At 74.7% G+C, this 24,403-nt stretch carries 23 protein-coding genes; 5 read left to right on the top strand and 18 right to left on the bottom strand.

The features are described 5' to 3' along the window. Positions 1-83: 83 nt before the first annotated feature. Complete coding sequence (locus tag GA0070564_RS15290) at positions 84-1,169, bottom strand: DUF4037 domain-containing protein (protein WP_091609319.1); 1,086 nt, start codon at positions 1,167-1,169, stop codon at positions 84-86. Between the two features lie 101 nt (positions 1,170-1,270). Between GA0070564_RS15290 and GA0070564_RS15295 the strand changes: the two genes are divergently transcribed. Continuing rightward, entirely contained in the window at positions 1,271-1,498 is a 228-nt protein-coding gene (locus tag GA0070564_RS15295; protein ID WP_091609320.1) for a hypothetical protein, read from the top strand. Between the two features lie 54 nt (positions 1,499-1,552). Continuing rightward, a complete protein-coding gene (locus tag GA0070564_RS15300; RefSeq protein ID WP_091609321.1) occupies positions 1,553-2,476 on the top strand; it encodes a 5'-3' exonuclease in 924 nt (307 codons plus the stop codon). Positions 2,477-2,540: 64 nt separating this feature from the next. Here the strand turns inward: GA0070564_RS15300 and GA0070564_RS15305 are convergent, their stop codons facing one another. The 12 genes from GA0070564_RS15305 to GA0070564_RS15360 form a co-directional block, all read right to left on the bottom strand. Beyond that, entirely contained in the window at positions 2,541-3,275 is a 735-nt protein-coding gene (locus GA0070564_RS15305) for a YqjF family protein (protein ID WP_091609322.1), read from the bottom strand. 40 nt (positions 3,276-3,315) lie between these two features. Continuing rightward, the gene (locus GA0070564_RS15310; RefSeq protein ID WP_091609323.1) at positions 3,316-4,068 is read right to left on the bottom strand and encodes a dienelactone hydrolase family protein; all 753 of its coding nucleotides are present in this window, start codon (positions 4,066-4,068) and stop codon (positions 3,316-3,318) included. A 102-nt stretch (positions 4,069-4,170) separates the two neighbouring features. Further along, positions 4,171-4,914 carry an SAM-dependent methyltransferase gene (locus GA0070564_RS15315; protein ID WP_091609655.1) on the bottom strand — a complete coding sequence of 248 codons (744 nt, stop codon included), beginning with the start codon at positions 4,912-4,914 and terminating at the stop codon, positions 4,171-4,173. A gap of 73 nt (positions 4,915-4,987) precedes the next feature. Beyond that, positions 4,988-5,614: a TetR/AcrR family transcriptional regulator gene (locus GA0070564_RS15320; RefSeq protein ID WP_091609324.1), complete on the bottom strand. Its 627-nt coding sequence runs from the start codon at positions 5,612-5,614 to the stop codon at positions 4,988-4,990. Positions 5,615-5,706: 92 nt separating this feature from the next. Next, a complete protein-coding gene (locus GA0070564_RS15325; RefSeq protein WP_091609325.1) occupies positions 5,707-6,981 on the bottom strand; it encodes an ABC transporter substrate-binding protein in 1,275 nt (424 codons plus the stop codon). 46 nt (positions 6,982-7,027) lie between these two features. Continuing rightward, on the bottom strand, positions 7,028-8,167 hold the full coding sequence (locus tag GA0070564_RS15330) for a branched-chain amino acid ABC transporter permease (RefSeq protein WP_091609326.1): 1,140 nt from the start codon (positions 8,165-8,167) through the stop codon (positions 7,028-7,030). Beyond that, on the bottom strand, positions 8,164-9,042 hold the full coding sequence (locus GA0070564_RS15335; RefSeq protein WP_091609327.1) for a branched-chain amino acid ABC transporter permease: 879 nt from the start codon (positions 9,040-9,042) through the stop codon (positions 8,164-8,166). Before GA0070564_RS15335 ends, GA0070564_RS15330 begins: the two co-directional genes overlap by 4 nt. Before the next feature lie 25 nt (positions 9,043-9,067). Further along, the gene (locus GA0070564_RS15340; RefSeq protein ID WP_091609328.1) at positions 9,068-9,784 is read right to left on the bottom strand and encodes an ABC transporter ATP-binding protein; all 717 of its coding nucleotides are present in this window, start codon (positions 9,782-9,784) and stop codon (positions 9,068-9,070) included. Further along, on the bottom strand, positions 9,781-10,602 hold the full coding sequence (locus GA0070564_RS15345) for an ABC transporter ATP-binding protein (RefSeq protein ID WP_091609329.1): 822 nt from the start codon (positions 10,600-10,602) through the stop codon (positions 9,781-9,783). The genes GA0070564_RS15340 and GA0070564_RS15345 overlap by 4 nt, the downstream gene beginning before the upstream one ends. A 154-nt stretch (positions 10,603-10,756) precedes the next feature. After that, positions 10,757-11,791: a phosphotriesterase family protein gene (locus tag GA0070564_RS15350; protein ID WP_091609330.1), complete on the bottom strand. Its 1,035-nt coding sequence runs from the start codon at positions 11,789-11,791 to the stop codon at positions 10,757-10,759. Beyond that, a complete protein-coding gene (locus GA0070564_RS15355) occupies positions 11,788-13,317 on the bottom strand; it encodes a long-chain-fatty-acid--CoA ligase (protein WP_091609331.1) in 1,530 nt (509 codons plus the stop codon). The genes GA0070564_RS15350 and GA0070564_RS15355 overlap by 4 nt, the downstream gene beginning before the upstream one ends. Positions 13,318-13,385: 68 nt before the next feature. Next, complete coding sequence (locus GA0070564_RS15360) at positions 13,386-14,138, bottom strand: SDR family NAD(P)-dependent oxidoreductase (RefSeq protein ID WP_245670080.1); 753 nt, start codon at positions 14,136-14,138, stop codon at positions 13,386-13,388. 120 nt (positions 14,139-14,258) lie between these two features. Here GA0070564_RS15360 and GA0070564_RS15365 point away from each other — a divergent pair, with 120 nt between their 5' ends. Both GA0070564_RS15365 and GA0070564_RS15370 read left to right on the top strand, forming a co-directional pair. Continuing rightward, complete coding sequence (locus GA0070564_RS15365; RefSeq protein WP_091609333.1) at positions 14,259-15,473, top strand: acyl-CoA dehydrogenase family protein; 1,215 nt, start codon at positions 14,259-14,261, stop codon at positions 15,471-15,473. Next, on the top strand, positions 15,470-16,099 hold the full coding sequence (locus tag GA0070564_RS15370; protein ID WP_218104929.1) for a TetR/AcrR family transcriptional regulator: 630 nt from the start codon (positions 15,470-15,472) through the stop codon (positions 16,097-16,099). Before GA0070564_RS15365 ends, GA0070564_RS15370 begins: the two co-directional genes overlap by 4 nt. Positions 16,100-16,109: 10 nt before the next feature. Here the strand turns inward: GA0070564_RS15370 and GA0070564_RS15375 are convergent, their stop codons facing one another. Beyond that, the gene (locus tag GA0070564_RS15375) at positions 16,110-18,059 is read right to left on the bottom strand and encodes an AfsR/SARP family transcriptional regulator (RefSeq protein WP_091609334.1); all 1,950 of its coding nucleotides are present in this window, start codon (positions 18,057-18,059) and stop codon (positions 16,110-16,112) included. A gap of 102 nt (positions 18,060-18,161) precedes the next feature. Between GA0070564_RS15375 and GA0070564_RS15380 the strand changes: the two genes are divergently transcribed. After that, entirely contained in the window at positions 18,162-19,040 is an 879-nt protein-coding gene (locus GA0070564_RS15380) for an alpha/beta fold hydrolase (RefSeq protein WP_091609335.1), read from the top strand. Between the two features lie 12 nt (positions 19,041-19,052). On the opposite strand, the gene GA0070564_RS15385 is transcribed toward GA0070564_RS15380, so the two are convergent. The 4 genes from GA0070564_RS15385 to GA0070564_RS15400 form a co-directional block, all read right to left on the bottom strand. Then, positions 19,053-20,699 carry a glycoside hydrolase family 10-like protein gene (locus tag GA0070564_RS15385; RefSeq protein WP_245670018.1) on the bottom strand — a complete coding sequence of 549 codons (1,647 nt, stop codon included), beginning with the start codon at positions 20,697-20,699 and terminating at the stop codon, positions 19,053-19,055. Between the two features lie 269 nt (positions 20,700-20,968). Next, positions 20,969-22,219: a zinc metalloprotease gene (locus GA0070564_RS15390; protein WP_091609336.1), complete on the bottom strand. Its 1,251-nt coding sequence runs from the start codon at positions 22,217-22,219 to the stop codon at positions 20,969-20,971. After that, a complete protein-coding gene (locus GA0070564_RS15395; RefSeq protein WP_218104930.1) occupies positions 22,216-23,319 on the bottom strand; it encodes a HesA/MoeB/ThiF family protein in 1,104 nt (367 codons plus the stop codon). Before GA0070564_RS15395 ends, GA0070564_RS15390 begins: the two co-directional genes overlap by 4 nt. A gap of 106 nt (positions 23,320-23,425) precedes the next feature. Next, positions 23,426-24,322 carry an MHYT domain-containing protein gene (locus tag GA0070564_RS15400; RefSeq protein ID WP_091609337.1) on the bottom strand — a complete coding sequence of 299 codons (897 nt, stop codon included), beginning with the start codon at positions 24,320-24,322 and terminating at the stop codon, positions 23,426-23,428. Between the last annotated feature and the right edge of the window lie 81 nt (positions 24,323-24,403).

A 24,403-nucleotide genomic window follows, 5' to 3' on the forward strand; every position in this document is an offset into this window, starting at 1 on the left:
CGGGCCCGCCGACGGCAGCGCTTCTGTCGAACACGCACCTGACGCCGAGCGGACCGCCTCCCCTCGGGGTCTCCCCGGGTCGCTCACCCCGGCGGGTCGGTCCACGCGAGCGCCGCCGCCACCCGGCGGACCCGGTCCGGGTGGGTGAGCACATCCACGTTGTCCACGAACTGGTCGACGGCGCCGACGAGCGGCCGGTCCCGCAGGCCGGGGTCGACGATCGCGGCCCGCAGCGCGGCGGCGAACCGGTCGCCGCCGAGGACCAGGAACGGCCGGTCGTGGAAGGGCCGGGTGGTCGGCTCCACCGGCGCGGCCAGGCCGGTGCCGTTCGTCCAGCCGGCGACGACCTCCAGGGCACGGGCCAGGCCGGCCTGCCGGTCGGCCCAGCCGCCCGGCCCGAGCGCCCGGGCCAGCGCGTCGACCACCGGCGCCGCGTCCGGCAGGCGGGTGAAGACGCTGCCGAGCCACTTGTCGTACGGGGGCCAGCGGCGGTGCAGCAGCAGACCCAGCCGCATCAGGTCGCGAGCCAGCCCGGCGGTCACCACCCGGCTGCCCAGCTCGTCGCCCACCTCGGCGCACCGCCCGGGCAGGTGCTCGGCCTGCCCGACCCGGGTCCAGGCGGCGGCCAGCACGTGGCGCCACACGTCGTCCGGATACCAGGCCAGCCGGTCCCGGACGGCGGTGAGCGCCCCGCCCAGCCCGTCGGCGAAGACCGCGCCGCCGGTCAGCTCGGACAGCCGCTGGGTGGGCACCGAGAGCCAGTCGACGCCGCCCATGCCGTCGCGCGGGTCGAAGCCGAGCCGGCCACGCAGCCAACCGCCGAGGTCGTCCACGGTCACCCCGTGCCGGTCGCCGCCCGGGTCCGCCACCCCCAGGCGGGTGCTCGGACCGCCGGCGAACCGGGTGGGCCAGCCGAGGAACTCCGCCGGCAGCGCGGCGTCCAGCACCGCGCGTACCCGGGCGGCGTCGGTGGCGTCGGCGACGAAGAGCTGCACCCGCGGGCCCCAGTCGTGGTCGGTGGACCGCTCGGTGTCCAGGCCGAGCAGCTCGGAGCCGCCGTCGAGCAGGCCGGCGGCGTGGTCGAGCCCGGGCAGGCGGCGGGCCAGCAGGGGGGCGACCGCCTCGTCGTGGAAACGCCGGGCGAGGACCAGTCCGGGTACGAACACCATCGGTGCAGTCTGCCCGTCGGTGCGCCGGGGACCGAGCGGTTATCGCCCGCGCGTCGGTCGCCGCCGATAGCGTGGGCGGCAGGACGGGAGGGGCACCGACGATGGCGACCGGACAGCGCGACGGCCGTGGCGGCGTACGCCGTCGCCGGCTGCTGATCGCGGGCATCCTGGCCGTGCTGGGCCTGGCGCTGCTCACGCTGGGCCTCACCGTGGCCCGGGGCACGGTCGCCGGGGTCGAGGTGGCGTTGGCGGTGATCCTGCTGGTGGCCAGCTACGCCCTGCAGTACGTCGCCCGACGGGAGACCCTGTACCGGCGCGACCGGCGCTGACCGGCCGGGCCGACCCTCCCCCACGTCGTCGTACCGCTGTGCCAGGCTGTCGGCGTGGCACAGCGCTCCCCGATCCTGCTGATCGACTCCCCCAGCCTCTACTTCCGGGCCTACTTCGGCGTGCCCGAGTCCGCCGCCCGGACCGAGGACGGCCAGCCGGTCAACGCCGTCCGCGGCTTCCTCGACATGCTCGCCCAACTGGTCCGCACCCGCCGGCCCGACCGGATGGTCTGCGCGTTGGACCACGACTGGCGGCCGCGGTGGCGGGTGGAGCTGCTCCCGTCGTACAAGGCGCACCGGGTGGCGCCCGAGGGCGGCGAGGTGGTGCCGGACACCCTCTCCCCGCAGGTGCCGGTGATCCTGGAGGTCCTCGACGCGATCGGCATCACCGCCGTCGGCGCCGACGGCTACGAGGCCGACGACGTGCTGGGCACCCTGTCGGTCACCCAGCCCGGCCCGGTGGAGGTGGTCTCCGGCGACCGGGACCTGTTCCAGCTGGTCGACGACACCCACCCGACCCGGCTGCTCTACGTCGGGCGGGGCGTGGCCAAGCTGGACGACTGCGACGACGCCGCGGTGCGCGCCCGCTACGGCGTCCCCGCCGACCGGTACGCCGACTTCGCGGCGCTGCGCGGCGACCCGAGCGACGGCCTGCCCGGTGTGCCGGGGGTGGGTGAGAAGACCGCCGCCCGGCTGATCGACCGCTACGGCGACCTCGACGGCATCCTGACCGCCCTGGACGACCCCGCCTCCGGCTTCGCACCCGGGCTGCGCGGCAAGCTCGACGCCGCCCGGGACTACCTGGCCGTCGCGCCGAAGGTGGTGCGGGTGGCGCTGGACGTGCCGCTGCCGGCGCTGCCCACCGCGCTGCCGACCGCTCCGGCCGACCCGGACCGGCTGCTCACGCTGGCCCAGCGGTGGAACCTGGCCGGTTCCTGCCGCCGTCTGGTCGACGCCTTGGCCGCCGACCGCGGCTGACCTCGTCGCGCGGGACCGGGGGCTGGCCTCGCCGGCCCGGGGCGGGCGACGCTCCGGCGCCGGGTCAGCGCAGCGTGACCGGCGGGCCGAACCGGACCGGCACGCCCGGTGAGAAGAGCACGCTGGCCGGCGCACCGGCCGGCGCGGGCAGCCCGGCGGCGGTGACCAGCTCGTCGTCGAGCTCCAGCAGCTCGGCCCGACGCAGCGGCCAGCGCGGATGCCAGTTCGGCAGGTGCAGGGTGCGCCCGTACGCCCGGGTGTGCAGCCCCCAGCGGGCCGTGACGAAGTGCTCCAGCGGCGTCGGCTCGGCGATCGGCACGCCGACCCGCACCGCCAGCCGGCTGGTCGCGCCGCGCGGTCCGGGCCAGCGGCGCCGGCACCGGTAGGCGTACCGGTCGCCGTCGCGCTGCACCCGCATCGCCGACCAGAGGTACGGCAGCCGCAGCGTGGCCCGGGCGACCAGCACCGGGACCAGCCGGGACGCGTCCAGTGAACGGAACACCACCGCCCGCCGACCGGTGCCGTCGACCGAGTAGAGCCGGACGTTGGTCTCGGCGAAGCTGCCGAGGTACGGCACACCGGGGCCGACGCCGAGTCCCAGCCCGACCATCCGGAAGCCGATCAGGCCGACGTAGGTCAGCCCGTCGAGGGTGTCCGGACGGGTGCCGGCCGGCAGCAGGGGCGCGACCACCTCGGGCGGCACCGCCCAGTGCACGAAGGTGAGGTCCTCCCAGCGCTGCCGCAGGGTGGCGCGGCGGAACGCCTGGGTGGGGGCGGAGTCGACCGGTTCGGGATGCACCTGACCATCGTGCGCCGGACGCGGCCGCCGCACCCGGGCCTCAGCCGCCGAAGGTGCGGTCCAGCAGGTCGAACAGGGCGGCCCAGTGCCGGTCGGTGGCCCGCTCGTCGTGGACCGGGGTGTCGGCCATGGTGAAGCCGTGGTGGGCGCCGGGATAGAGCTCCGAGCGGTAGCGCACGCCGGCAGCGTCGAGGGCCTTCTCCAGGGTGGCGATCTGCTCGGGCGTCATCGACCCGTCCTGGTCGGCGTGGGCCAGGTACAGCTCGGCGCGGACCGACCCGACCCCCAGGTGCGGGCTGTCCGGGGAGTCGGTGACCACCCGTCCGGCGTGGAAGGTGGCCAGCGCGGCCACCCGGTCCGGGTGGGCCTCGGTCACCCGCAGCGCGTTGGTGCCACCCATGCAGTAGCCCACCATGGCCACCGGCCCGGCCACGACGTCGTCGCGGGCGGCCAGGAAGTCCAGGTACGCCCCGCCGTCGGCGCGCACCAGCTCCGGCGTCAGCGCGGTGACGAACGGCATCACCCGCCCGAAGATCTCGCCCCGCTGCGCGGGGTCGCCCAAACCGGTCAGGTCCACCAGCGGGGCCCGGCCGGCCCGGTGGAACAGGTTGGGCACCAGGACCAGGTAGCCTCGCTCGGCGATCCGCTGCGCCATCTCGGCGATCCGGGGCCGCAGGCCGAAGGCGTCCATGAAGACCAGGACCGCCGGGAACGGCCCGTCGCCGTCCGGCCGCACCAGGTAGGCGTCGGCGACCCCGTCGCCGGTCGGTACGTCCACCGTCGTCGTCTGCATGCGCCGGCCTCTCCCACGTGATCGTCGTCGTCTGGCACGCTACCCCCGGCCGGTTCCGGCCGCCCGGGGGCCCGGGGCACGGGTCGCCCGCCCGCCCGGCCGTCAGCCGCGGCGCAGCACCAGCGTGGCGAAGCCGAGCACGTCGCGGTAGCCGCGCAGCCACTGCTCCCGGTGCTCCCGGGCCGCGGCGAGCGCCCCGGCGGCGTCGGGGTGGCCGGGGTTGTCCAGCGCCCACTCGGTGAGCGAACCCACCCACGACCACTCGTAGTCGTCCCACTCGGCGCCGGTGCTGAGGTGAGCGAAGATCGGCGTCCAGCCGGCCCGCTCGGCTGAGTCGACCAGGCCGGCGAGGTCGGTGAAATCCTCCGGTTTGGCGTCCAGCCCGGCCAGCGCCGCGGTCGTGGGCGGCGCCTGCCAGTAGCCCTCCCCGACCAGCAGCACGCCGTCGGGGTTGACGTGCCGGCCGGCCAGCTCCAGCGTCTCGGTGAACCCGCCGAACGCGTGCGTCGACCCGACGCACATCACCAGGTCGTGGTCGCCGTCCGGGACGTAGGAGCGGGCGTCGCGTTCGTGCAGGGTGAGCCGGTCGGCGAGGCCGCGTACGGCGGCGGCCGCCGCGGCGCGTTCCAGGGCGTACGGGCTGGTGTCGACGCCGTCGGCGTGCCCGTCGGGGTAGTGGGCGAGCGCCTGGAGGGCCCAGGCGGCCTCGCCGCAGCCGAGGTCGAGGATCCGGGCGTTGGGTCGCCGGTCCGCCCGGCGCAGCAGCCGGTTGACGTTGACCCCGAAGATCGGCGCCGCGATCGGGTGGTGGGTGTGGGCGATGCTGCTGAGCCGCTGACGATCCATCAGCACAGTGAACACGAGCGCGGCGGCCCACCGCCCGGCCATTTTCCGGGTGCCCCGGCCGGGGGCCGCGCCGTCAGCGCAGCCCGGCGGCGATCGCGTCCACCAGCAGTGCGCCGACGGTCCGGGCCAGGGTGGCCCGGGCGGCGTCGACGTCGAGGCCCATCGCGTCGCGCATCATCGACCACGCCGACCAGGTACTCGCCACGGTCAACGCGTCGAGCAGCTGCTCGCGCCCCGGCCCCGCGTACGCCAGTTCCGGGGCGAACACCTGCCCGATCTCGGCGCGTACCCGGCCGATGCCGGCCTCACGGTTGCGGCGCAGCTGGGGCGAGAAGGGCTCGCGGAGCGCGGAGGCGCGCGCCGAGGGCGCCAGTGCCTCCAGCATCCGGGCGCGCTGGGCACAGAAGTCCGCGATCCGCCGGGACAGCGGCAGCTCTGGCGCGGTGGGCCGGGCCAGCGCCCGCTGCCGCTCGGCGACGAGCCGTCCGGTGGCGGCGAAGAGGCTCTCCATGTCCTTGAAGTTGGCCCAGAGGGTACGCAGCGACACCCCGGCCCGCTCGGCGATGCGCTCCCCGGTGGGTTTGAGGTCGCCCTCGTCGATCAGCGCGAGGTGCGCCTCGACGATGGCGGCGCGGCTGCGCTGCGCCCGCGCCGCCCGCCCGTCCCGCCGCGCCGGCACGTCGGCGTCCACGTCGATCATCTGACGGTCCCCTGTCGGTCCGGGCCGCCACGCCCCGGTGGCGACCCCGGCGCCGGCCGACCCGGCGGGGCGGTCGGCCGGCGATGGTCGGATCAGGTGGTCGGGATGGCGTCCGCCGGCGGGGTGCTCGGCGCCTCGGTGAACTCCTTGACCTCGCCGTCGGCGTCGTCGGTGGTCCAGGTCGGACCGAAGTAGTCCTGCACTCCGTTGGCGACCCTGGTCATCCGTACGCCGCTGTAGCCGGCGTGGACGCCGTCGGCGTACCGGAACGGGGTCAGGCCGGGCCCGGTGAAGCCGCCCTTCTCGACGGCCCGCACCAGCTTCTCCCGGGTGAGGTCCTTGCCGGCGGCCAGCAGCGCCTGCACGAAGGTGTACGCCATCGAGTAGCCGTAGACGGCGTTGCCGTCGATCGGGTTGGCGGCGTTGTACCGCTGATGGATCCTGGTGAACTCCTGGATCCACGGGTTGTCCGCGTCGCCCGCCATCGGCAGGTAGTTGTCGGCGAGAAGCCCCTCCAGGATCACCTTCTTGTCGCCGAGCTGCTTGGCCAGCGTGGTGTAGTCGGCGCCCACGTTGGACACCACCCACTGGGCCTTGAACCCCTGGGCGGCGGCCTGTCCCATGGCGAGCGCGGTGAAGCCGGGGATGGTCGCCGAGACGACCACCTGGCAGCCGGCCGCCTTCAGCGCGCCGATCGCCGGGCCGACCTGCTGATTGGTGGTGGTGTATGTCTGCTTGGCCGCCACCGGTCCGAGGATCTTCTCCACCCCGACGAGGCTGTCCCGGCCGAAGTCGTCGTTCTGCCCGAAGTGACACACCTTGCGGCCCGGGAACTCCTGCTTCACGAAGGTGGCGAGGATCTTGCCCTCGACGGTGTAGTCGGGCTGCCAACCGAAGGTGGTCGGGTACGTGTCGGGCTGGTTCCAGTTGCGGCTGCCGGAGGAGACGAACAGGTCGGGCACCTTCTGGGTCTTGACGAATTCCAGCACGTTGGTGTGGGTGGGGGTGCCCAGCCCACCGAGGAGCGCGAAGACCTTGTCCTGCAGGACGAGCTTGCGGACCACGTTGTCGGTGTTGGCGGGGTTGTAGCCGTCGTCCATGACCTTGTAGACGATCTTCCGGCCGTTCACCCCGCCCTTGCTGTTGACGTGCTCGAAGTAGGCCCTGGTGGCGGCGGAGATCCGGGAGTAGCCGGGGGCGGCGGGGCCGGTGAGCGGCTGGTGGGTGCCGATCAGGACCTCGGTGTCGGTGACGCCCGGGACGTTCTCGGTCGCCTGCTGCTCGTCGTTGGCGCACGCCGACGCGCCGATCAGCAGCAGCAGGCTGGTGGTGGCGGCGGCGAGAGCGCGGCGGGTGATGGGTGGCATGGTTCTCCTCCGGTGCGACGGGTGCGAACGGTGGAACCGGGGTGGGTCAGCGGCTCGGGTGCCGCCGGCGTGCTCCGAGTCGGGCGAGCAGGTCACGGGCGGCGCCCTGCAGGCCGCCGGGGGCGGCCAGCATGACGACGACGAGGGTCAGGCCGAACACGGCCAGGGCGAGGTTGCCCTCCAGCCGTCGGGCCAGCCCCGACGGGAGGGTGAAGGTTTCGGTGAGCAGGCTGGGCAGGTCCTGCAGCGCCACCAGCAGGACGGCTCCCCAGACCGCGCCGGCGAGGCTGCCCAGGCCGCCGATCACGATCGCCATCAGCAGGAACAGCGACAGCTCGAGGGCGAACTTGCCGGGGGCGACCGTGCCGGTCAGCACCGCGTACACCCCGCCGCCCAGGCCGGCGCAGGCGGCGCTCACCACGAAGGCGAGCACCTGCGTGCGGGCGACCGGGATGCCGGCCAGCCGGGCGGCCACCTCGTCGTCGCGGACCGCGCGCAGCGACCGGCCGAACCGGCTGCGCACCAGGTTCGCCATCAGCACCATGGTCACCAGCGCGGCGAGCAACGCGACCCAGGCCAGCCAGCGCTCCGGCTGGAAGTACGCCCCGAGCGACGCCGGGGGCGTCTCCGCCGGGAAGCGCAGCCCCTGCTCACCGTTGAAGACGTCGGTGAAGATCGTGGTGATCGCCGGAACCAGGGTGGCGACGGCGAGCGTGACGCCGGCCAGGTACGGCCCGCGCAGCCGCGCCGCGGCCAGCCCGATGGCCAGGCCGACCGCCGCGGTCACCCCGGCGGCGAGCAGCAGCGACAGCGGCAGGATCCAGCGGCCCTGCACGGCCCGGTCCGCCAGCGCCTGCTGGACCAGCGCGACGGTGTACGCGCCGGTCGCCATCAGCGCGCCGTGTCCCAGGGAGAGCTGACCGTTGAGCCCGACCAGGACGGTGTAGCCGGCGGTGACGCAGAGGAACGCGCCGACCCGGGCGACCTGCAGGTTCTGGTACGGCGGCAGCTGGTTGGTCAGCAGCACCACGGCCGTGCCGGCGAGGACGGCGACGATCAGGTGGCGCAGCAGCGTCGAGCCGCCCACCGTGCCGCTGCCGGGCGCGCCGGGTAGCAACCGCCGCAGCGCCGACGGCGCGGCGGGTGGCCGTTCGGTGGGGACCTCGGAGGGTCGGGTCGCGGTCACACGTGTCTCGCTCTCGGGCCGGAGAAGAGGCCGCCGGGACGGACCAGCAGCACCGCCAGCAGCAGGACGAGGACGGCCAGCGGTGTGGTGTCGGGGCCCAGGTAGCCGGTGACGTACGACAGGATCAGGCCGACCAGCAGGCCGCCGACCACCGCCCCGGCCGGGCTGTCCAGGCCACCGACCACGGCGGCGGTGAAGGCGATCACGAAGACCAGGTCCATCGCGTGCGGGTGCAGTCCCAGCCCGGTGGGCACGACCAGCATGCCGGCGAGGGCGCCGACCGCCGCGGCCAACGCCCAGCCCACCGTGAGCATCCGGGAGACCTGGACGCCGAGCAGCCGGGACACCTCGGGCGCGAAGGCCGACGCCCGCATCCGCAGCCCGAGCGAGGTGCGGGTGAACAGCAGCGCCAGCAGCGCCACGACCACCACGACGGCGCCGAGGACCCACAGGTCGTACGGGGACATGGCGGCGATCCCGCCGACGGTGAGCGCGTCGGTGTCGAACGGCACCGCCGTGGGCCGGTACTCGTTGCCGAAGACCATGCCGAGCACCGCCTGGATCAGCAGCACCAGCCCGAGGGCGACGATCACGTCGCCCAGGGGGTTGGCGTGGCCGACGAAACGCATCAGCACCCGTTCGACCAGCGCGCCGAGCGCCAGGCCGGCCAGCACGGCCGCGCCGAGCCCCAGCCAGTAGGAGCCGGTGGCGGAGACGACGGCGTAACCGACGTACGCCGTCGCGACCGCCATGGCGCCCTGGGCGAAGTTGACCAGGCGGGCCGCCCGCCAGATGAGCACCAGGGCGAGGGCGAACGCGGCGTAGACGGCGCCGGTGGACACTCCGTCTAAGGTGAGGAACAGGAACCGGTCCAACGGCGGATCCTTCCTACGAGTGCGGTCAGAATCCGAGGTAGGCGTGGCGGAGCTGCTCGTCGTCGCGCAGTTGCGCCGCCGGGGTCGCCATGACGACCCGGCCGAGGGACATGACCACGCCCTGGTCGGCGATGCCCAGGGCGCTGCGGACGTTCTGCTCGACGAGCAGGACGGTCAGGCCGCTGCCGTCGCAGAGCTGGCGCAGCAGCGTCATGATCTGGCCGCTCACCCGGGGCGCCAGCCCGAGCGACGGCTCGTCGAGCAGCAGCAGCCGGGGTCGGGCGATCAGCGCCCGGCCGAGGGCGAGCATCTGCCGTTCCCCGCCGGAGAGCTGGTGCCCGGCGTGCCGGCGGCGGCGGGCCAGCGGGTCGAAGAGCTGATACACCTCGTCCTGCGCCCGGCGGGCGTCGGCGCGGTCCCGGCGCCACAGCCCGCCGAGGCGCAGGTTCTCCTCGACGGTCAGCTCGGCGACGACGCCGCGCCCCTCCGGCACGTGGGCCAGGCCCCGCCGCACCAGCCGTTCGACGGGTACGCCGCGCAGGTCCTCGCCGTCGAAGCGGACCCGGCCAGTGGTGGGTCGCAGCAGGCCGGACAGGGTGCGCAGCAGGGTGGTCTTGCCGGCGCCGTTGGCGCCGAGGATGGCGGTGACGGTGCCGGTGGGGACCTCGAACGTGACGTCGCGCAGCACCGGCACCGGTCCGTAGCCGGAACTGAGCTCGTCGACCTCCAGGATGGCGGTCACGACGCCGGCCCCACGCCGGTGGGCCGGGGCGGTACCTCGGCGCCCAGGTAGGCCTCGGTCACCAGCGGGTCGTCGCGGATCTGCGCGGGGGTCCCGACGGCGACGACCCGGCCGAAGTCGAGCACCACGATCTCGTGGCAGACGGACATGACCAGGTCCATGTGGTGTTCGACCAGCATGACCGAGCAGGTGCCGTGCGCGCGGTCGGGCAGCGTGGTGACCAGCGCCGCCAGTTCGGCGATGTCGTCGGCGCCGAGGCCACCGGCGGGCTCGTCGAGCAGCAGCAGCCGGGGGCGGGCGATCAGGGCCCGGGCGAGGGCGACCCGTTTGCGGGTCGCGTACGGCAGGGTGCCGGGGGCCGCGCCGGCGTACCGTTCAACGCCCAGCTCGGCGAGCAGAGCCCGGGCCTCCTCGCGTAGCCGCCGCTCGTCGCGGTCGCTGCCGGGCAGGCCGAGCAGGGCGGTGGCGAAGCCGGCTCGGGCGGTGTGGCTGGCGCCGGCCAGCACGTTCTCCAGGACGCTGAGCCCGGGGAAGAGGCCGACGCCCTGCAGGGTGCGGGCGACGCCGAGGCGGGTGAGCCGGTGCGGGCGGGGCCGGAACGCCGCGCCGTCGAGGGTGAGCGTGCCGCTGGTCGGCGGGACGAACCCGCAGACCACGTTGAACAGGGTGGTCTTGCCGGCGCCGTTGGGACCGATCACTCCGACGATGCGGCCGGGCGGCACCCGCAACGAGACGTCGTCGAGGGCGACCAGTCCACCGAACCGCACGCCGACGTGGTGCAGGGCCAGATCGATGCCGGCGCGGGGTTCGACGCTCATGTTCACCTCTTGTCAGGGCGAAGCATGGGGCTGGCGTTGTTACACCGGGAGTGTACTGATCAAATGGCGTCGATCGATGTTTCGTTACGCCGCTGTGACGTCGGCGGGTCCGACCAGGACGGCCACCGGGCCGCCGAGCCGGACCCGCCGCGGGTCACCGCACCCCTGGTGCACCAATCGCGTCCGGCGGCGCCGGGGTCGGTCGGCCGGTCTCGAAGAACCGGCGCGGGTTGGCCACCAGCATGGTGTCGATCTGCTCCTCGGTCACCCCGCGCTCGCGGACGTACGGCAGCACCTCCGCGCCGAGGTGCAGGTAGTGCCACTGCGGCAGGAAGGGCATGACCATCGGGTCGATCCAGTCGATGTAGCAGGAGGCGTCCTGGGACAGCACCATTCGCTCGGCGTACCCGCGCCGGCACATCTCGACCAGGGTGTCGGCCCGGGTCTCGAAGGTGGTGTCCCCGAGGTTGAGGCCGAACCGGTCCATCCCGAGGACGAAGCCGGCGTCGGCCAGGGCGGTGAGGTGGTCGCAGTCGGTGGTGTCGCCGCTGTGGGCCAGCACTATGCGCCCCGGGTCGACTCCCTCGGAGTCGCAGAGCACCCGCTTGACGTCCATTGCCGTCCGCGTACCCGGATGGGTGTGCACGGTGATCGGCGTGCCGGTGGCGTGGTGGGCGCGGGCGACGGCCCGCATCACCCGCTCGACTCCCGGGGTGAGCCCCGGCTCGTCGATGGCGCACTTGAGCATGCCCGCCCGCACGCCGGTGCCGGCGATGCCGTCGGTGATGTCGTCGACGAACAGGTCCACCATCGGGTCGGGCAGTTCGGTGCCGAGCACCGCGGCCAGAGCCGGCCCGCGGTGGTGGAAGTGGAACGGCACGCTGTCGTACGTGTAGATGCCGGTGGCCACGACGATGTTCAGGTCCGGGACCTGCTCGGCGATGCGCTGGATGCGGGGGACGTAGCGGCCGAGGCCGACCACCGTCGGGTCGACGAGCGTCGTCACGCCCTGGGCGGCGAGGGCGCGCAGCTTCTGCACCGCGTCGGCGACCCGGTCCTCCTCGCTGCCCCACTCCTGCGGGTGGTTGGCCTGCACGTCGGCGGTGAGCACGAAGATGTGCTCGTGCATGTAGGTGCGGCCCAGGTCGGCGCTGTCGACCGGCCCGCGTACGGTGTGGACCGGGCTCATCCCAGCTCCTTCTTCAACTCCCGCTTGAGCAGCTTGCCGGTGGGGCCCTTGGGCAGCTCGGCGACGACGCGTACCTGGCGGGGGTACTTGTAGGCGGCCAGCCGCTCCCGGCACCAGGCGACCAGCTCCTCGCCGGTGACCTGGGCGTCGGGGGTGAGGCTGAGCACCGCGACGACCTCCTCGCCGAGCTTGGCGTCGGGGCGGCCGATCACGGCGGCCTCCACCACCGCCGGGTGGGCGTAGAGCACCTCCTCGACCTCGCGGGGGTACACGTTGAAGCCACCGCGGATGATCATGTCCTTCTTGCGGTCCACGATGAAGAGGTAGCCGTCGTCGTCGGCGTACCCGAGGTCTCCGGTGTGGAACCAGCCGCCGCGCAGCGCCTCCGCGGTCGCCTCGGGGTTCCTGTAGTAGCCCTTCATGACGTTGTGGCCGCGGACCACGATCTCGCCGACCTGGTCGGGGCCGGCGGGCAGCGGCCGGTCGGCCTCGTCGACGACCCGGGTCTGCACGCCCCAGATCGGCTTGCCGACCGAGAGCACCTTGCGCTGCTCGGCGCTGATGTTGAAGGTGGTGGTGCTGGCGGTCTCGGACAGGCCGTACCCCTCCAGGATCACCACACCCGGCACCTTCTCCTCGAAGGCCCGGATCACCTCGCCGGGGATCGCCGCGCCGCCGGAGACCCCGACCCGCAGCGAGCCCAGGTCCCGTCCGGTGAGGTCCGCCTGCACCAGGGCGAAGTACATGGTGGGTACGCCGGAGAAGATCGTGCAGCGGTGCCGTTCGATCGCGGCCACCACCGGCTCCACCTCGAAGCGCGGCACCAGCACGATCGTGCCGCCGTAGCGGACGGCCACGTTGAGCACGCTGGAGAGCCCGAAGACGTGGAACAGCGGCAGCACGGCCAGGCCGATGTCGTCGTCCCGGAAGCCGAACAGCTCACCGCCGACGGTGCAGTTCATGTAGAGGTTGAAGTGGGTCAGCTCGGCGCCCTTGGGCCGGCCGGTGGTGCCGCTGGTGTAGAGCAGCACCGCCGTGTCGTCGGCCTCGGTGGGGGCGATCTCCCCGGTGTCCTGCGCGGCGTACAACTCGTCGTAGGAGCGGGTGCCGTCCGGCCGGCGGTCGCTGCCGGGCAGGTTCACCACGTACGTCCTGACGCCCTCGACCCCGGCGGCGCCCCTGACCGCCTCGTCGGCGAAGAGTTCGAAGGTGACCAGGACCCGGGTCTCCGAGTCGGCCAGGTGGTAGGCGATCTCACCGGCGCGCAGCAGCGGGTTGAGCGGCACCATCACCAGCCCGGCCTTGAGGATGGCGAAGTAGGTGAAGAGGAACTGCGGCACGTTGGGCAGCTGCACGGCCACCTTGTCGCCGCGACGCAGGCCCGACCCGAGCAGCGCGGCGGCGACCCGGCCGGAGATCTCGTCGACCTGGGCATAGCTGAAGGTCAGCTCGCCCAGGTGGCAGAGCGGCTTGTCCGGATGCGCCCGGCGGGGTTCCCGGAGGATGGTGGCGAGGTTGAAGCTCATCGGGTCTCCTCCGGGTGGGCTGCATCGAGGAACGTGAAAGCTGGTCTACGCCCTGCCCCCGCCGGGCGTCAAGGCATGACGAGGCCGCCGTCGACCGGGACGGTCACCCCGGTGACGTAGGACGAGGCGTCGCTGGCCAGCCAGATCAGCGTGGCGGCCAGCTCCTCGGGGTCGCCGAGCCGGCCGGCCGGGGCGAGGGCCTTGACCATCTCGAGGGTGCCCGGCTCCAGCTGGTCGCTCATCTCCGACGGGAAGAAGCCGGGGGCGAGGCAGTTGACCCGGATGCCCTTGCGGCCGGTCCACTGGGCGGCCAGGTCCCGGGTCAGGCCGATCACGGCGGCCTTGCTGGAGGCGTACGCGGCCTGCGGGATGCCGCCGGGGCGCAGCCCGATGACGCTGGAGACGTTGACCACGGCGCCGCCGTCGCGCGCCGCCCGGGCGAAGGCCTGGGCCATCCAGTAGCTGCCCATCAGGTTGACGTCGACCACCGAGCGGAACTGCTCCGGGGTCTCCCGGGTGGCCGGCACGGCGGTGCCGACCCCGGCGTTGTTGACCAGCACGTCGACCCGTCCGAAGCGCTCGACGGCGGTGGCGATCAGCGCCTCGCAGTCGGCCGGGTCGGTGACGTCGGTGGCGCGGGCGGCGTACCGCCGGCCGGCCGCCTCGACCAGCGCGCCGGTCTGCGGCAGGCGGTCGGCGCGGCGGGCCCCGAGGACGACGTCGGCGCCGGCCTCGGCGAGCGCGCGGGCGAACGACACCCCCAGGCCGGACGAGGCGCCGGTGACCACGGCGACCTTCCCGTCGAGGCGGAACCGGTCCATCACGCTCACGTCGGTGCTCCCTGCTTCGTTCTGCTCTGGACGCCATACCGACCAGCCGGTATGTTCGGCGTCCGGCGACGGTAGCGAGCCGCCGACACGCGCGTCAATGGGGAGGAAGCCATGGACTTCGAACCGACCGCCCGGGCCGCCGAGCACCTGGCGCGGCTCCAGGACTTCATGGACTCCCACGTCCATCCCGCCGAGGCGGTCTACGCCGCCCAGCGCGCCGAGCTCGCCGCCGCCGGCACCCCGCACCAGCTGCCCGCCGTGGTCGAGGAGCTCAAGGCAGAGGCCCGCCGTCGCGAGCTGTGGAACCTCTTCCTGCCGGCGCTGTCCGGGCTGACCAACGTCGAGTACGCCCCGCTCGCCGAGCTGATGGGCCGCTCCATCGAACTCGCCCCGGAGGCCACCAACTGCGCCGCCCCGGACACCGGCAACATGGAGATCCTGCACATGTTCGGCTCCCCCGAGCAGCAGGAACGCTGGCTGCGTCCGCTGCTCGCCGGCGAGATCCGCTCGGCGTTCGCGATGACCGAGCCGGACGTCGCCTCCAGCGACGCCACCAACATCTCCACCCGGATCGAGCGCGACGGCGACTCGTACGTGATCAACGGCCGCAAGTGGTGGACCACCGGCATCGCCGACCCGCGCTGCCAGGTCATGATCCTGATGGGCAAGACCGACCCGTCGGCCGACACCCACCGGCAGCAGTCGATGGTCCTGGTGCCGGTGGACACCCCCGGCGTCCAGGTGCTCCGGTCGCTGCCGGTCTTCGGCTACCACGACCAGCACGGCCACGGCGAGGTGCTCTTCACCGACGTCCGGGTGCCGGTGGGCAACCTGCTCGGCGAGGAGGGCGGCGGCTTCGCCCTGGCCCAGGCCCGGCTCGGGCCCGGCCGCATCCACCACTGCATGCGCGCGATCGGGCTGGCCGAACGGGCCCTGGAGCTGATGGTGCACCGCGCGGCGAGCCGGGTCGCCTTCGGCCGGCCGCTGGCCGAGCAGGGCGTGGTGCAGCAGCAGATCGCCGAGTCCCGGATGGCCATCGAGCAGGCCCGGCTGCTCACCCTCAAGGCCGCCTGGATGATCGACCGGTACGGCGCCAAGGCGGCCCGCACCGAGATCGCCGCGATCAAGGTGATCGCCCCGCGGGTCGCCCTGGACGTGCTCGACCGGGCCATCCAGGTGCACGGCGGCGCCGGCGTCTCCGACGACGTCCCCCTCGCCGCGATGTACGCCGGCGCCCGTACCCTGCGGATCGCCGACGGCCCGGACGAGGTGCACGTGCGCGACGTGGCCCGGCGGGAGATCCGCCGCCAGCTGGGGCCGCGGTGACCGTGGCGGCGCCGGACGCCCCGGCCGGCCGACGGCGGGCGCCCCGCGGCTCGGCCCGACACGCCATCGTCACCGCCGCCACCGAGCTGTTCGCCCGCCGTGGCTACGAGGCGACCAGCGTCCAGGAGATCGTGGCCACCGCGCAGGTCACCAAGGGCGCGCTGTACCACTGGTTCGGCTCGAAGTCGGAGCTGCTCACCAGCATCTACCGGGAGCTGCTGGCCGAGCAGACGTCCCGCCTGGCCACGATCGCCGGCGGCGCCGGCCCGGTCGAGGAGCGGCTGCGGGCCGCCGCCCTCGACGTCGTCGCGCACACCGCCGCGCACGTCGCCGAGCTGACCGTCTGGGCCCGCTCGGCGCACCTGCTCGACGACGAGCAGGCCGAGGCGACCCGGCGGGAACGCCGCCGCTACCACGAGCTCTTCCGGGACCTGGTCCGCGAGGGACAGGAGCGCGGCGTGGTCCGCACCGACGTCTCCGCCACCGTGATCACCCACGCCTTCCTCAGCGCCCTCGGCAGCACGCACACCTGGTTCCACCCGGACGGGCCGCTGAGCTTCGCCGAGGTCGGCAACCAGCTGGTCGCCCTCTTCGTCGCCGGCCTGCGCCCGCCGCCACCCGGCTGACGTGCCGCGCTCAGCCCAGGGCGGCGGTGAGCCGGTCGAGGTGGTGCGCGACCGGGCCGGCGGTGAGCATGCCGCTGCCCGCCCCGGCCAGCTCGCCCGCGGCCGGAGCGAGCTCGGCCAGGGCCCGGCGGACCGTCGCCCGGTCGTCGAGCCGGATCGCGGCCTCGCCGGTGAGCACCCACAGCGCCTCGAAGAGCAGGTCGCGCGGGGGCTGCGGGGTCCGGCGCAGGGCCTGGGCGGCGTCGGCCGGACGGTCCCGCGCCAGCAGCACCAGCGGGCGGGCCCACGGCGCGTACGGCCCCCAGTCGGTGTCGTCGTCGAGGTCGGTGGGCCGCCCGTGCCAGGTGTCCAGGCAGAGCAGGGCCAACGGGAGCAGGCCCCGCTCGACCCCGGGCATGCCGGCGCCGTCCAGGTGCGCCGCCGCCTCCCGGTAGGCGTCCCGCGCCCGCGGCACGGCCGCACCGCACGCGGCCAGCCGCATGGCCCGGTACCACCGGGTGAACACCCCGGCCAGCGGTCGCTCGTCCCGCGCGGCGAGCCGGTCCACGGCCGTGGCGTGCTCGTCGGCGCCGGCGAAGTCGCCGAGCGCGCCACCGGCCTGGAGGCGGACCAGGTGGCCGAGGATCTGGTACGTGGTCAGCCCGTGCCGGGTGGACAGCGCCACCAGTTCGGCGCCGATCGCGTCCCGTTCGGGGGCCAGGCCCGCGCGGTGGAAGGTCTGCATGAACACGCCGTTGAGGGCGAACGCCAGCAGCGCCGGATCGCCCAGTCCCCGCGCGATCCGCTCTGCCTCCCGGGCGGCCTGCGGCCCACGGGCCGCCCGGGTGCCCCGGGACTCCACCGCGACGGTGGCCAGCAGGCGGGCCCGGGCGCCGTCGGGTGAGCCGGGGCCGAGGGCGGCCAGCGCCCGCTCCGCCGCGTCCACGATCCGGGCGGCCTGCGCCGGGTCGTCCGAGCGGGTCCAGATCGCCGGCACGTCGTAGCCGCCGATCACCCGCGCGGTGAGCTCCGGGTCGCCGAGCCGCTCGGCGGCGGCGATCGCCGGGTACCGCTGTTCGCGGGCGGCGGTCAGCCCGCCCGCACCGGCCACCGCCAGGCTGCGCAGCAGGCCGACCGTGGACTCCAGGCGCCCCCTCGCGCCGGCGGCCACGGCCCGGTCGTACGTCGCGGCGGCCTCCGCCCAGATCCGCTCCGCGGCGGCGCCGGCGGGCTGGTCGGCCTGGCGCAGGATGTCGGTCTCCACCCGGCGCAGGGCTGGACCCGGATCCACCCCGAGCTGGTCGCGGAGCAGCTCCCGGGCGCGGCGCAGCACCGCGAGGGCGTCACCCTGGCGGCCGGTGCGGTAGAGGGCCAGGGCCAGCAGCCGCCACGACTCCTCCCGCCACGGGTGCTCGGCCACCAGGGCGTCCAGGTCCGGCACCACCTCGGCGGCCCGGCCGACGGTGAGCAGCGTTGCGGCCCGCAGTTCGACCGTGTGCAACCGGAGCTGGTCGAGCCGGTGCCGCTCCGCCCGGGCCCACGACGCGTCGGCGAAGTCGGCGTACGCCGGGCCCCGCCAGCGGCCCAGGGCCTCGTCGAGCAGCTCCAGCGCCCGCTGCGGCGCGACCTGCGCGGCCCGGCCGACCCGCGCCTCGAACCACCAGGCGTCCACCGCGTCGGCGGGCGCCCGCAGCGCGTACCCGGGGCCCTCGGTGACCAGCAGCCGGGCCGGCTGCCGGGGTGCGCGCCGCGGCTCCAGCGCGCGGCGCAGCGCCGCCACGAACGTGCGGACCGCGCCCACCGCGCCCGCCGGGGGCTCCTCCCACAGGTCGTCCACGAGGCGCCCGACGGGTACGACGTGCCCGCGGGCGACCACCAGGCGGGCCAGGACGGCCCGGTGCGCCGGCCCCCGCAGGTCGATCGGCGCGCCGGCGCCGTCCCAGGCCGTCACCGGTCCCAGCACCCCGAACCGGACCTCCACCGGACCACCCCCCACCGGAGATCACCGTAGCGCGCTCATCGGTTGCTCATCGGCGCCCCGCAGGCTGGTCGCAGCCCACCCGACCAGCGGAAGGACCTCACCATGGCCATCGCCATCCCCGACTTCGACTACCAGCGGGTCGCCGTCGACGACGACGTGTCGCTGAACGTGGCGGTGGGCGGCTCGGGAAGCCCGCTCGTGCTGCTGCACGGCTTCCCGCAGACCCACCTGATGTGGCGGCACGTCGCCGCCGACCTGGCCGCCGACCACACGGTGATCTGCCCGGACCTGCGCGGGTACGGCGCCAGCGACAAGCCCGCCGCGCGCGACGCCGGGACGTACTCCAAGCGGACCATGGCCGCCGACGTGGTGACCGTGGCCGGCCGGCTCGGCCACCCGCGGTTCGCCCTCGCCGGCCACGACCGGGGCGCCCTGGTGGCCGTCCGGGCGGGCCTGGACCACCCCGACGCGATCACCCACCTCGCCGCCCTCGACGTGCTGCCCACCCTGGACATGTGGGACGTCCTGCACGGCGCCGGCGCGGCGGTCGCGTTCCACCTCTACCTGATGGCCCAGCCGCCCGGCCTGCCCGAACGGATGATCAGCGCCAGCGCCGACGCGTTCTTCGGCCACTTCCTCGACCTCTGGGGCGGCAACCCCGACGCCATCCCGGCGGAGGTACGCGCCGAGTACCTGAGGGCGTCCCGCGAGGCGGTCCCGTCGATCGTCGCCGACTACCGCGCCTCGGCCGGGATCGACGTCGACCACGACCGGGCCGACCGGGCGGCCGCTAACCGGCTGACCATGCCGGTGACCGTGGTGCAGCAGGACTGGGGCGCGGTGCTCGGCTACGACGCGGACGCGCTCTGGCGGGCCTGGGCCCCGGACCTCGCCCACGTCACCACCAAGGCGGGGCACTTCATGGCCGAGGAGGCGCCCACGGAGGTCAGCCGCGAACTGCGCCTCCTGCTGGCCCGCTGACCCCGCCCCCGGTCAGCTGCCGGCCGCGGCGACGGCGACCGCCCCGCTCAGGCTCCCCTCGTTGCCGCTGCGGTCCAGCCCGGACACGCAGTACGAGACCGACCCGCCGGCCGGGGCGGCGCCGTCGACCCAGGCGGTCGACCGGGTGGTGGCGACCAGCCGGGCGCCGCCGGAGTCCACCCGGTAGACGGCGAAGCTGGTGGCACCCTCTCCCCGCCAGGTCAGGGCCACCCCGCCGGTGCCGTCCCGCCGGGCCCCGGTCACTGTCGGGGCGGCCGGCGGGGCCGCCGGCAGCTGCGCCATCGTTGGCAGCAGCGCCGGCTCGGCGTAGTGCGCCCGGCTGTAGCGGGTGACCGCGCCGAGCCGGTCGGCGCGTACCTGGGCGGCGCTGAAGTGGACGCTGCCGCTGACCGGGTAGCGGCGGTTGAGCGCGAGCTGGCGGTCCAGCTCCCCCGGGTCGCTCCAGGTGCCGCGCTCACCGACCCGGTAGTCGGCCTGGCCGATCCAGAGCTGCACCCGGGTGCCCCGCACGGTCTGCGCCCACCAGGGCAGCAGCTTCGCGTAGTCGGCCCGGTCGAAGCCGATGTGCCAGTAGAGCTGCGGCACGACGTAGTCCAGCCACTGCCGGCGTACCCACAGCCGGGTGTCGGCGTGGATGTCGTCGTAGCTCTGCAGGCCGGCGGTGGGCGAGCCGGCCGGGTCGGTACGGGCGTTGCGCCAGATGCCGAACGGGCTGATGCCGAACTTCACCCACGGCTTGATCGCCTTGATCCGCTCGCTCATCTCCCGGACCAGCGTGTTCACGTTCTCCCGCCGCCAGGCGTCCCGGTCGGCGGACCCGCGGCCGTAGCGGGCGTACGCCGCGCCGTCCGGGAAGTCCTGGCCGGCCTCCGGGTACGGGTAGAAGAAGTCGTCGAAGTGCACCCCGTCGACGTCGTACCGGCCGACCGCCTCCAGCATGGCGTCCTCGACGAACCGGCGCGCCTCGGGCACCCCGGGGTTGAAGTACAGCCGGCTGCCGGGCTTGTCGGCGCTGGGGTAGGTGACCACCCACTCGGGGTGCCGGCGCAGCGGGTGGTCCGGCGCGAGCTGGTCCAGCCGCGGCCCGGGACCACCCACGGTGGCCGGCTGCCCGCCCCGGTACGGGTTGAACCAGGCGTGGAACTCCAGGTTGCGGGCGTGCGCCTCGGCGACCATGAACTCCATCGGGTCCCAGCCCGGGTCACGGCCGTCCCGTCGGCCGGTCAGCCACTGCGACCACGGCGCGTACGCCGACGGCCAGAGCGCGTCCCCGCTCGGCCGGACGTGCACGAACACGGCGTTGTGGTGGTGCCGTACGGCCAGGTCCAGCCAGCCGCGGAACTCGGCCCGGACGGTCTCGGCCGGCAGCCCGGGGCGGCTCGGCCAGTCGATGTTGTTCACCGTGGTGATCCACATGCCGCGCAGCTCGCGGGTCGCCCGGGGGACCTGCCCGGCGCAGCGTGAGGCGCCGGAGGGGAGCGCGGTGGGCGACGGGGCGGCGGTCGTCCCGCCGGTGCCCGCGGCGATCGGGTTGCCCACCATCCGCCCGTGCAGTGACCAGGCCCCGGCCGTGACCGCCACGGCGAGCAGGACGATCACGGCGACGGGCGTGCGGCTACGGCGGCGGTGAGCGGGCATCGGCCCAGTCTGCACAGTGCGCCCACGCCCCGCACCGACCGCCCTCGGACTTAATCGTCGGCTAAGGAGGCCGAGGCCGACGACGGCGGGAACCGGGCGGACCGCGCCCGGACCGGCCCGGAGCGGACCGGCCCGGGCGCCGGCATCAGCCGGACGGGTTGCTGTTCAGCGCCGTCGTCTCGATCTTGTCCAGCTTGCGGATCTCGATCGTGTCGAGCTTGCCGGTCTCCTTCTTCTCGACCTTGCGGCTCTCGGGCTTCTTCATGCCATCACCTCCTTCCACCCCGTCGACGGGTACGGCTGATCTTCCGGCGGATCCGCGGACCGTGCCGGCGCCACCAGGCCCAGGTCCACAGCGCGAGGCACAGGGCGCTGATGCCGGCGAAGGCCGCCGCGTCGAGGACCTCCGCGGTGGAGCCGCCGACGAGCACCGTGCGCGCGGCCGTGGTGGACAGCTCGACGCTCACCGGCAGGGTGACCAGGGCGGCCACCGCCAGGCAGCCCGCCGTCCCGAGCACCAGCACGACGGTGTAGACCCGCACGGCGAGGCGTTCCCGCGGGGTCAGCCGCTCGCTCGGGTCCGGCTCAGGGCCGCCCACCCGCACCAGCCGACGCGCGAGGTGCCGGGCGTAGGCGGAGCCGTCGGCGTACAGGTTGGCGCAGCCGGCCAGGTCCTGGAGCATGAAGTAGACGTCGGTGCGCATGAAGACCAGGAACTGGACGGGGACCAGGGTCAGCGAGAGCAGCCCCACGGCGGCGACCAGGTCCCCGGCGACACCGACGAGGTGCGTGGCGGCGGGCAGCAGCACGGCGACGGCCGAGACCACCAGGTTCACCGCGATGCCGGCGAGGTAGACGGTGAGCCGGGCCCGGCGGGGCGCGGCCCACACCCCGCTGACGTCGGTCTGCGCCACCAGGAACTGCAACCGGGTGCCGAGGCTCATCCGCCCGGGTGCGCCCGCCGCGCGGGCGGTGAACAGGTGGGCGAGCTCGTGCAGGAGGATCAGCGACCAGACGATGACGAAGTTGCCGAGCAGCACCGCCGCACCGCTGTCGCTCCAGACCAGCCGCCCGGGGTCGGGGGCCAGGGCCGGGTCCACGGCGACCGCCACCAACGCGGCGATCAGGAGGGCCCCGACCGCCAGGGCCGGCGCGGGGTGCAGCAGCCAGCGCACGTGCCGCGGACGCAGCCGGGGGAACATCGGCGCGGGCACCGGCGCCTGCGGCAGCGGCCGGTCGTCGAGCGCGGCGACGAAGCCGAGCTCCACCAGGGACGTCACGAACGCGGCCACGTCCACGTCGCTGCCGGCCTCGGCGCGCAGCCGCCGGCGTACCTGCTCGACGGTGTGGTCGGCGAGCAGGGCGACGGCCCGCTGCCCGACCGGGGGCAGGGCGACGAACTCACCGGTCTCGACCCGGCCGACGATCCACGACCCGCCCTCGTCACGCATGTGCAGCGGGTGCAGCCGCACCCGCGTGGAGCCGTCGACCGTCAGGGAGGCGGCGACGGGAGCGCTCATCGGAGCGTCCCGCAGGCCGGGCAGTCGGGCCGCCGCGGGTCGTCGAGCGTGAAGGTCGCGTCCAGCGCCATCAGGTTCACCGCGTCGACCCGGCCGGGCGGCCGGGCCGGCACCCCGGTGATCAGCGCCAGGGCGTGGTGGGCGGCCAGGTAGCCGGAGATCCCCGCCGACGGCGCCGCGACGGCGTTGGCCACCGCCGCGTTGCGCCGTTCGGCGTCGGCGTAGCGCACCCCGGCGGCGTGGTGCCGGTCGGCGTCGGCGGCGCGTACGCACTCCCAGCAGGGCCCGGCACCGGGCACGTAGGAGCCGACCTGGACCAACGGGCCGTGGTAGCCGGCGTCCACCCACGGCGTGCCGGTGGCCAGGCAGGCCCGGTTGGTCCAGATCCGCACGTCGGGTTGCGGCCGGTCGGCCGAGAGCACCAGCACGTCGCACCGCGCGGCCAGCGCGGCGACGTCGTCGGGGCCGGTGATCCGCTGCCGGAGCCCGGTCACCCGCACCGCGGAGTTCAGCCGGCGCAGCCGGTGCGCGGCCGCGTCCGCCTTGGGCCGGCCGATGTCCCGCTCCTGGTAGAGCACCTGCCGGTTGAGGTTGGACAGCTCCACCACGTCGGGGTCGACGCAGACCAGCCGGCCGACCCCGCTGGCCGCCAGGGCCATCGCCGCGACCCCGCCGGTGCCGCCCACGCCGACCAGGGTGACCCGGGCCCGGCTCAGCGCGACCTGCGGCTCCCAGGTGCTGGCCCGCGGGGTGAGGTCCAGCCAGCGGAAGTACGCCCGGCTGCGGTCGAAGCGTTCCCGGTCCCGCCCGCTCAGCTCCGCCGGCTCGGGCGCGCCGACGTCCTCGACGTAGCCCGCTTCGACGAAGCGGCGCAGCGCGGCCCGGATCCCGTCCGGGGTCTCGGTCGGGTGGGCGGCGTGGACCCGCCGGACGATCTCGTCGACGTCGCGGGAGCCGTCCATGCTCTCCAGCAGCGTCCAGACCGCGCCGTCCGGGTCGTCGACCTGCGCGGCGACGCCGTAGGTGGGCCCGCCGATGCGGACCGCGGAGCCGGCCACCCGGTACGGGGCGTGCTCCGGTTTGATGCGTGGGCGCCTCATGAGCCACTCCCCCGTGCACCGAGGCCACGACGCGTGCCGTTACAGCCTTCCGCCCGCACTCACCGTTGTCAATGCCGGTGGGTGCGGGCGGCGGGAGGGGCTGCGGTCAGCGGGGCGTGGTGTCGCGCCGCGAGGGGAAGGGCGTACCGGGCCGGCCGAGGGTGGAGCGGGCGCGCAGCCCTACCGGGTCCGGGGCGGGCTGCGGCACCGCGGCGGTCGTCGGACCGGCCGGGTCCGGGGTGAGGCGCGCGTCCACGTAGGCGAACCCGGCCCGGTCCTCGTCGGTCGGCGCGGCGAGCAGCGCGTAGATCAGCCCGACCACGCCGAAGATGACTGCGAGCACGATCGGCACCAGCAGGCCGCTGACCTCGGCGCCGGTCAGTTCGCCGCGCCGCTCGTGCAGGTGCACCGAGAGGGCGCTCATCCCGGTGAAGTGCATGCCGTTGACGGCGATCCCCATCACCAGCGCGGAGGCGGCCATGGCCAGACCACGCCGGACGGTCATCGACAGCCAGAGCGCGACGGTGGCGGCGACCAGGGCGATGACGACGGAGAGCGCCACCCGGGTCGAGTCGTACCCGAGGGTGCCGTCCAGCCGCATGGCCGCCATGCCGGTGTAGTGCATGGCGGCGACGCCGGCGCCGGTGAACAGGCCGCCGACCAACAGCCGGGGCGCCGAGAGTCGACCCGTGCCGACGATGGCCAGACCGATACCGACGGCGACCACGGCGATCAGGGTGCTGGCCGCGGTGATCGGGATGTCGTACCGGATGCGGGTGCCGGCCACGGCGAAGCCGAGCATGGCCATGAAGTGCATCGCCCAGATGGCCGTGCCGCCGATCGCCCAGGCGGCGAGCAGCCCCCACCAGGCGCGCTGCCCGGGGCTCGACGCGGTACGGATCCGGCCGGCGCAGACCAGCCCGAGGAAGGACCCCAGCACCGACAGCGCGTAGCTGAGCGCCGGTGTGATCCATCCGTACTCAAAGTGATTGATCTCCGCCACCGCGGCTTCCCCCCAAAGAGCTACCGGCGCGTAGCAGTCGCGCCCGGACAATGATCGGTGAGGGCATCAGCAGCCGCAACG

This window comes from Micromonospora mirobrigensis, from assembly GCF_900091555.1.
Taxonomy (GTDB): Bacteria; Actinomycetota; Actinomycetes; order Mycobacteriales; family Micromonosporaceae; genus Micromonospora; species Micromonospora mirobrigensis.